Annotated in this window: 7 protein-coding genes; 2 read left to right on the top strand and 5 right to left on the bottom strand. The window is 74.0% G+C overall.

What is annotated here, in order from left to right; genetic code table 11:
- Window positions 1-177: 177 nt before the first annotated feature.
- Window positions 178-1,332 carry a sensor histidine kinase gene (locus ACFC09_RS45485; protein WP_376539004.1) on the bottom strand — a complete coding sequence of 385 codons (1,155 nt, stop codon included), beginning with the start codon at window positions 1,330-1,332 and terminating at the stop codon, window positions 178-180.
- A 108-nt stretch (window positions 1,333-1,440) separates the two neighbouring features.
- Between ACFC09_RS45485 and ACFC09_RS45480 the strand changes: the two genes are divergently transcribed.
- Both ACFC09_RS45480 and ACFC09_RS45475 read left to right on the top strand, forming a co-directional pair.
- Window positions 1,441-2,361: an ABC transporter ATP-binding protein gene (locus ACFC09_RS45480; protein WP_376539002.1), complete on the top strand. Its 921-nt coding sequence runs from the start codon at window positions 1,441-1,443 to the stop codon at window positions 2,359-2,361.
- Between the two features lie 2 nt (window positions 2,362-2,363).
- Window positions 2,364-3,080, top strand: a complete 717-nt coding sequence (locus ACFC09_RS45475; protein ID WP_376539000.1) for an ABC transporter permease — start codon at window positions 2,364-2,366, stop codon at window positions 3,078-3,080.
- Between the two features lie 101 nt (window positions 3,081-3,181).
- Here the strand turns inward: ACFC09_RS45475 and ACFC09_RS45470 are convergent, their stop codons facing one another.
- The 4 genes from ACFC09_RS45470 to ACFC09_RS45455 form a co-directional block, all read right to left on the bottom strand.
- Entirely contained in the window at window positions 3,182-4,615 is a 1,434-nt protein-coding gene (locus ACFC09_RS45470) for an MFS transporter (protein WP_376538998.1), read from the bottom strand.
- Window positions 4,616-4,806: 191 nt separating this feature from the next.
- A complete protein-coding gene (purB, locus tag ACFC09_RS45465; protein WP_376538995.1) occupies window positions 4,807-6,249 on the bottom strand; it encodes an adenylosuccinate lyase in 1,443 nt (480 codons plus the stop codon).
- A gap of 149 nt (window positions 6,250-6,398) precedes the next feature.
- Window positions 6,399-6,746, bottom strand: coding sequence for a DUF4326 domain-containing protein (locus ACFC09_RS45460; protein WP_376538993.1), 348 nt, complete (start codon window positions 6,744-6,746; stop codon window positions 6,399-6,401).
- Window positions 6,743-7,558 (bottom strand): SGNH/GDSL hydrolase family protein, encoded by an 816-nt coding sequence (locus ACFC09_RS45455; RefSeq protein WP_376538991.1) that lies wholly within the window; start codon window positions 7,556-7,558, stop codon window positions 6,743-6,745. Before ACFC09_RS45455 ends, ACFC09_RS45460 begins: the two co-directional genes overlap by 4 nt.
- Window positions 7,559-7,995 lie beyond the last annotated feature (437 nt).

The following is a 7,995-nucleotide window of genomic DNA, read 5'->3' as shown; positions in this document are numbered from 1 at the left end:
AACATCCCGCTTCGCTGGACGCTCCCGAAAAACATGACCAACCCCCATGAACCAACCCTGCCGGGATTGACGAAACAGATAGGGGCACCCCCCCGCCCCCGTGGTGGGTGGCGTGGGGTTGTTTGGTCGGGGTGGCTGGTCGCGGAGTCCCCGCGCCCCGGTTCGGTGGTGGTCGGGTCAGTGCAGGGGCAGGTCCACGCGTACCTGCCAGTCGCCCGCGTCCGGGCCGGTCCGTGCGCTGCCGCCGAGGAGGGTCGCGCGCTCGCGTATGCCGCGCAGGCCGCTGCCCCGGGCGGGACCGGCCACCCCGCCCGGCAGCGGATTGCGTACTTCCAGGGCGAGGGCACCGGCCGCCACCGTGACGCGGACCAGGACCGGTACGGATCCCGCGTGCCGCAGCACATTGGTCAGTGCCTCCTGGAGGATGCGGTAGCCCTCCCGTGACACCGGCCCCGGAACCGCCTCCAGCGGGCCGGTCGTCTCGGCGTCGACCTTGGCCCCGGAGGCGCGCGCCGACTCCAGGAGACGGTCGGCGTCGGCCAGCGTGGGACGACTGCCCGCCGGCCGCTGCGACTCGCGCAGCACGCCCAGCACCCGCTCCAGATCCTCCAGGGCGGCCCGGCCCGTCTCCTCGATGGCACCCAGGGCCCGGTCGGTGAACTCCGGATCGCGCGCGGCCCGCGCCGCGCCCGCCTGCACCACCGCGACCGTCAGCGCGTGCCCGATGGAGTCGTGCAGCTCGCGCGCGATACGGGTGCGCTCCAGAAGCTGTTCGGTCCGCTCCTCCAGGGCGGCCAGGCGCTCCACCGCCGACGGACCCAGCATCCGGCGTGCGACGGCGGTGACCAACTCGCCGAGGCCCACCACCAGGCCGTACAGGGCGAGCAGGGGGAGCGGGGCGAGCAGCGCGTAGGCCCAGTGCGGTTGCAGGTGGTCCAGCACCGGGGCGGCCGGGGTGGTGCGGCCGAGGGCCGGCCGGACCAGATCGTAGGTCAGCGCCGGCAGCCAGACGGTGCCGAACACGGCGGGCACGGCGAGCACCATCCGCGCCTCCAGCCAGAGCACGGTGCGCATCCTGTCCCGCCAGGTCGCCGACGGCGCCACCGAGATGCCGGGCTCCTCCTCGCCGGGCGTCAGCAGCAGCCGTGCCTGCACCCCCTCCCCGGTCCGCACCGCCCCGATCAGCCCCACCGGGAGCAGCGCCACCGCGGGCACCCACGGCGTCGACATGTCGATGAACAGCCAGACGCTGACGACCAGCATGGGCACCCACAGGTGCAGCACGCGCGTGTACGTCCTCCCCCGCAGCAGCGGGCGCAGAAAACGGGCCATCCGCTCATAGTGGCAGGCGCCACCGACAACGGACCTCCCCCGGGCGGGGGAGACGGTGCCCACCGTCGGGGGAGGACCGCAACCCCCGTGCCCGGCCAGGGTGGTGACATGACCTGCATCGACGTACGAGAACTCAGCAAGACGTACGGCACCCGGCGGGCCGTGGACCGTGTCACCTTCACCGTCCGCCCCGGCCGGGTGACCGGTTTCCTCGGCCCCAACGGCGCCGGGAAGTCCACCACCATGCGGCTCGTCCTGGGCCTGGACCGGCCGACCTCCGGGACCGCGACGGTCGGCGGCCGGCCCTACGCCGGACTTCGCGAGCCGCTGCGCCAGGTGGGTGCGCTGCTCGACGCGCAGGCCGCGCACGGCTCCCGCAGCGGACGCGACCATCTGCGCGCCCTGGCGGCGAGCAACCGCATTCCCGTGCGCCGGGTCGACGCGCTGCTGGAGGAGACGGGCCTCGCGGCCGTGGCGCGGCGCCGGGTGAAGACGTACTCCCTGGGCATGCGCCAACGGCTCGGCATCGCCGCCGCACTCCTCGGTGACCCCGAGGCCGTCCTCCTCGACGAGCCGTCGAACGGCCTCGATCCCGAAGGCATCGTGTGGATCCGTGAACTGCTGCGCCGGCTGGCGGCCCAGGGACGCACCGTCCTGGTCTCCAGCCACCTCATGAACGAGACCGCGGCCTTCGCCGACCACCTCGTCGTCCTCGGCCGCGGCCGGCTGCTCGCCGACACCCCGTTGCGGGAATTCGTCCACGCGCGCGTGCGACCCGGCGTTCGGGTCCGTACGGCCGACGGCACGCCCCCCGCCGACCTGCTGGCCCGGCACGGCTACGACGCCGCCCCCGACCCCTCCGGCAGGTGGACCGTACGCAACGCGCGCGTGGAGGACATCGGGCGCCTCCTGGCGGACGCGGGCGTCCCCGTCCTCGAACTCGCCCCTGTGGAGCCCACCTTGGAAGAGGCGTATCTGGATCTGACGTCGGCCGAGACCGAGTTCGCCGCCCAGCCGCAGGAGGTCTGACCATGTCCTTCCAGCCCGCCCTCCACGCCGAGTGGATCAAGATCCGTACGCTGCGCTCGCTGGTCGGCAGCCTCGCCGCGGTGCTGCTCGTCACCGCCGCCCTCGCCCTGCTCGCCTCGACGGACGAGACCGGCACCGACTCCCTGTCCTCGATGTTCTTCGGCGTCTCCTTCGGCCAGATCGCGGCGACGGCGTTCGGCGCGACGGCCGTCTCGTCCGAGTTCCAGGGCGGCGCACTGCGCGTGACCCTGGCCGCGGTTCCCGACCGGCTGCGCTGGTTCGCCGCCAAGGCCACCGCGATCGCGGCCCCCGTCCTCGCCGTCGGGCTGGTCACCGGGGTGGTGACCTTCCTGGTCGGCCGTGCCGCCCTCGGGTCCGGAGCGGACCGGCCGACATGGTCCGAGGGGCTGCGCGCGGCGCTGGGCTGCGGCGTCTACCTGACGCTGATGGCGCTGTTCGCGGCCGGGCTCGCGGCGGTGCTGCGCAGCGGCGTGGCCACACTCAGCGTGCTGATCCCGCTGCTCCTGATCGTCTCCTTCGTGGTCGGCGATCTCTCCGGCGGCGTCGCCGACTTCCTGCCCGACCGGGCCGGCCAGGTGGTGCTGCACAGCGACTGGGACGGCACCCTCGGCCCGTGGACCGGCCTGGCGGTGACCGCACTGTGGTCGGCGGCGGCACTGCTCGCGGGAGCGTGGAACGTGCACCGGCGGGACGCCTGACCCATCGCCGCCCGCCGGCGCGGACCCGGCTTCCTGGGCGGGCGCCCCGGCGGCGACACCGGGGGGAGAGACACAGCCGGAGGAGCGGCACGGGGTCCGGCTCAGGGCGCGGAGGGCTCCCGTAGGGGCGGCCGAGGCCCCGGGGCGACGTGGCCGCGGGCGCGCCCCGCGAGCAGGGCGAGCAGCAGGGCCGGCACCAGCAGCAGACCGAAAGCGGCGCCGTAGCCGCCCGGTTCGGAGGCGCCGGCCGCTACGCAGGCATTGAGCACACCGGAACTCATGGCCATGGCGCCGATCTGGCCGAGGTTCTGACTGGTCTGCATCGCGCTGCTCGCCCCGCCCTGCCGCTCGGGCGGGCTGTGCGAGAGCGACAGCACGGTGAGGGACGGGGCCAGCAGGCCCATGCCCGCCGCCGCGACCAGCATGGCCGAGGCGGCGGCCGGTGCCGGCACCGAGGGAAACGTACCGATCAGGGCGAGCGCCGCTGCCGCCGCCAGCACCAGGGCGCCGACAGCGACCAGCCGGTGCCGGGGTCGGCTCTCCAACAACCGCCCCTGCACCCAGGAGGCGGCCGCCCACACGACGGCCGCGGCGGTGAACACCAGGCCGGTTGTCACCGCGGGCACCTGCCGTTCGGTGATCAGCATCAACGGCACGAACGCCTCGATCGTGAAGTACGTACCGGAGGACAGGCCGCGCAGCAACACCGTGGTCGGCAGCCCGCGGGCGGCCCGCCAGGTACCCAGGGGCAGCAGTCGCGGCGCGCAGACCACGAGCAGACCGGCGCCCGCCGCCAGGAACGGGAGATGGCGCACGTCCCAGCCCGACACGCCGTACTGCCCGAGCGCCGCACCCGTGCTCACCGCGGCCGCGAGCAGGAGTGGTGGGCGGGAGGCGGGCCGGTCGTGCGGCGTGTCGGCGGCCGTCGCCCAGGAGGACCGCCGCAACACCGCCACCAGGACGAGCGACGGCGGCAGGGTCAGGGCGGCCAGGCCGTGGAACACCAGCCGCCAGGACCACCACTCGGACACCGCACCGGCCAGCGGCGGCCCCGTGAGCGACGGGACGATCCAGCACGCACTCATCAAGGCCAGCGCACGGGGCCGCAGCCGTTCCGGGTACGCCTGGCCGATGGCGGTGTCGATCGACACCGCGACCATCCCCGCCGCCAGGCCGTCCAGGAACCGCCCGGCGGCGAGCTGCCAGACGGAGACGCTGGTGGCCGACACCACCAGGGTGACCACGGTGAGGGCCAGTCCCACCGCGAGCGGCCTGCGCGCACCCGCACGGTCCGACCAGTGACCGGCCAGGACGCCGCCCAGCAGGCTCGCCGCCACGAAACAGCCCGCCACCAACGGGAACAGCGAGACCCCGTCCAGGTCCCGTGCCGCAGTGGGCAACGTGGGCACCACCGCCAACGCGGCGAACCCGGTGAGGAACATCACCGCCGCGAAACTGGCGGTGGCGGCCCGGTACCGCCGAGAGAACAACCGGGCCTCGGCTGATTCCGCTCCTGAGGACGCGCGTTCAGCCAACGCCCGGCACCCGCCGTGGCCCGGCCCGGCCGACGCCACAGCGGGCACCGGCTGACGGTGCGACGAGCACCCTCGGAGTGTCAGTCACGAGCGCACAAACTATGCGGCCCACTCACTCCACGCCACCGGATTTCCCCACGCCCGTCCGGGCCACGTGCCCTGCCCTCTCGGCCACGTCCGGACGGACCGGATCAGAGGATCGCCCCCGGGGTGTACCCGGCGGCCTGCGGGTGCTGCTCGATGATCTTCTCGATCCGGCCGACCACCGCGCCGACCTGGTCGGCCGCCGCACCCGTGAAGGACAGCTTGTCGGCCATCAGCGTCCGCAACTGCTCGCGGTCCAGCGGCAGCCGCTCATCGGCGGCCAGCTTGTCGAGCAGGTCGTTGCGTTCGGCGCCCTGCTCGCGCATGGCGAGCGCGGTGGCCACGGCGTTCTCCTTGATGGCCTCGTGGGCGACCTCGCGGCCCACCCCGGCCCGTACCGCACCCATCAGCACCTTCGTCGTGGCGAGGAACGGCAGATAGCGGTCCAGCTCGCGGGCGATGACGGCGGGGAAGGCACCGAACTCGTCGAGCACCGTCAGGAAGGTCTCCAGCAGGCCGTCCAGTGCGAAGAAGGCGTCCGGCAGCGCGACCCGGCGTACCACCGAGCAGGACACGTCACCCTCGTTCCACTGGTCGCCGGCCAGCTCGCCGGTCATCGAGGCGTAGCCGCGCAGGATCACCATGAGGCCGTTGACCCGCTCGCAGGACCGGGTGTTCATCTTGTGCGGCATCGCGGACGAGCCGACCTGACCCGGTTTGAAGCCCTCGGTGACCAGCTCGTGCCCCGCCATCAGGCGGATCGTCTTCGCCAGCGACGACGGCGCCGCCGCGAGCTGCACCAGCGCGGTCACGACCTCGTAGTCCAGCGAGCGCGGATAGACCTGACCGACGGAGGTGAAGGCGTGCGAGAAGCCGAGGTGCCCGGCGATCCGGTCCTCCAGCTCGGCGACCTTCGACGTGTCGCCGCCCAGCAGGTCCAGCATGTCCTGTGCCGTGCCGACCGGGCCCTTGATGCCGCGCAGCGGATAGCGGCCGAGCAGTTCCTCGACCCGGCCGTGCGCGACCAGCAGTTCGTCGGCGGCGGTCGCGAAGCGCTTGCCCAGCGTGGTGGCCTGCGCGGCGACGTTGTGGGAGCGGCCCGCCATGACCAGTTCGGCGTATTCGCCGGCCAGCCTGCCCAGACGCGCCAGCACGGCCACCGCGCGGTCGCGCATCAGCTCCAGGGAGAGCCGGATCTGCAACTGCTCGACGTTCTCGGTCAGATCACGGGAGGTCATGCCCTTGTGTACGTGCTCATGCCCCGCGAGGTCGTTGAACTCCTCGATCCGGGCCTTCACGTCGTGCCGCGTGATCTTCTCGCGCTCGGCGATGGAGACCAGGTCGACGGTGTCGAGAACCCGCTCGTAGTCGGCGATCGCCGCGTCCGGCACCTCGATCCCGAGGTCTTTCTGGGCCCTCAGCACGGCGAGCCAGAGCTGCCGCTCCAGCCTCACCTTCTGCTCGGGGGACCACAGAGTGGCCAGTTCGGCGGAGGCGTAGCGTCCGGCGAGGACGTTCGGGATGCGGGGCTTGGCGGGCGCGGAAGTCACGTGTACGGATTCTACTGGCGATTCCCGCAGGCCAGCGCCATGGGGGAGGAAGTGGAGGCCACGAGGGGCTGTGGGGCTGCCCGTGATCAGGGGCCGGCGGCGTTCCCCGTCGTGGTTTCATCAGGCACGCTCCGGTGGGCGGGCGGGAGTCAGGCAGGGGCGTCCGTGTCCGCCAGCTCCGCCAGTACCTGCGCATGGCACAGCTCGGGCACGCACCAGCAGGCGAGGGTCCTGCCGCCCAGCTCGGGGACGAGTTCAAGCAGTTCGGGGTGTTCCAGGAGGTACGCCCGGTACATCGCCAGGACCTCGGCCCGGGTGCCGTCCCGCCGCTTGGCCGCGGTGTGGTGGGCGAAGGGGTTGTACAACGGATGCCGGGGCAGGTTCCAGCCGCCCAGGGTCCAGCGGCGGCCCACGTAGACGACGTCCGCGGGGGCGTCCTCCAGCCGGGGGCCGAAGTCGTGGATCCGGCCCCTGAGGTTGATGACCCTGGTGGTCATGGCGGCGGTGCCACGGCGCCGGGCTCCGCCCGGTTCTCGTACGGGAGCAGCTCGGGGCGTTTGGGCGGGCGGCCGTCGCCGGAGGAGCGGCCGGTCAGCCGGCGGCCTATCCACGGCAGCAGATGCTGCCGGGCGAACCGCACGTCCGCGGCACGCCGGGTGTACCAGCCCGGCGGCAGGTCCGCGGGCGGCGGGACGTGCCATTCGGTGTCCACAGGGGCATAGCCGAGCCGCTGCCAGACGGCCTCCGCGACCCGGCGGTGCCCGTCGGCCGTCAGGTGCAGCCGGTCCGCGCCCCACAGCCGGGGGTCGGCCAGCGACGGCGCCCCGTACAGATCCACGACGACGGCGCCGTGCCGTCCGGCGAGGTCGTCGACGCAGGCGAACAACTGCTCCATGCGGGGCCGGACCCGCTCCAGTACCGGCCCGCGGCGGCCCGGGCTGCGCATGAGCACCAGCTGTTTGCAGGCCGGGGCGAGCCGTTCCACCGCCTCCGTCAGCAGCCCCTGCACCCGCCCCATGTCGCACTTGGGCCGCAGCGCGTCGTTGAGCCCGCCGACCAGCGTGACCACGTCGGCGTTCATCGCGGCCGCCACGTCCACCTGCTCCTCGACGATCTGCCCGATCAGCTTGCCGCGAACCGCGAGGTTGGCGTAGCGGAAGCCCGGGGTGCGGGCGGCCAGCCGCGCCGCGAGGACGTCCGCCCAGCCTCGGTAGGAACCGTCCGGCAGCAGGTCCGACATGCCTTCGGTGAAGGAGTCGCCGACCGCGACCAGGCTGGAGTGCGTGGGATGCGAGGGGATCGTCTGCATGGCGAGTGCGATGCTATCCCGGTGTCCCGGGCCCGTACCCACCGGTCGGTCCGGACCCGTTTCCACCGGCCGGTCAGGGTCCGAGACCGCTCGTCGCTCCGGGGTCGTGCCCGCCGGTCGGCCCGGTCGCGTCCGCTGGTCGGCCCGGGACCCACGTCCGTATCCGCCGGCCGGTCCAGGCATGTGTCCGCCGGTCGGCCCGGGGGCCGGGTTCGTGTTCGCCCGTCGGCGCGGGGCCCGGGCCCCGCGGCCCCCCCGGCCCCCGCCCCCGCCGCCCGCGGCGCGGCCCCCGCTGCAGGCCCGCCGCGCCCCGCGGCCCCACGCCCCCGCCCCCCCGCCCGCCGCGGGGGCCGCCCGGTGTCGGCGGGGCCCCGCGGCCCCCCCAAGACGCCCGGGCGGCCCCGCGGCGCGGCCGGGCCGCGGGCGGGATCCTGGGC

It is taken from the genome of Streptomyces sp. NPDC056161, from assembly GCF_042268025.1.
Taxonomy (GTDB): domain Bacteria; phylum Actinomycetota; class Actinomycetes; order Streptomycetales; family Streptomycetaceae; genus Streptomyces.
This window is presented reverse-complemented; position numbering and strand designations above follow the sequence as displayed.

Coding starts and splice junctions, on each gene's coding strand:
- ACFC09_RS45475 (WP_376539000.1), top strand. CDS start 2,364: ATGTCCTTCCAGCCCGCCCTCCACGCCGAGTGGATCAAGATCCGTACG.
- ACFC09_RS45485 (WP_376539004.1), bottom strand. CDS start 1,332: ATGGCCCGTTTTCTGCGCCCGCTGCTGCGGGGGAGGACGTACACGCGC.
- ACFC09_RS45460 (WP_376538993.1), bottom strand. CDS start 6,746: ATGACCACCAGGGTCATCAACCTCAGGGGCCGGATCCACGACTTCGGC.
- ACFC09_RS45480 (WP_376539002.1), top strand. CDS start 1,441: ATGACCTGCATCGACGTACGAGAACTCAGCAAGACGTACGGCACCCGG.
- ACFC09_RS45455 (WP_376538991.1), bottom strand. CDS start 7,558: ATGCAGACGATCCCCTCGCATCCCACGCACTCCAGCCTGGTCGCGGTC.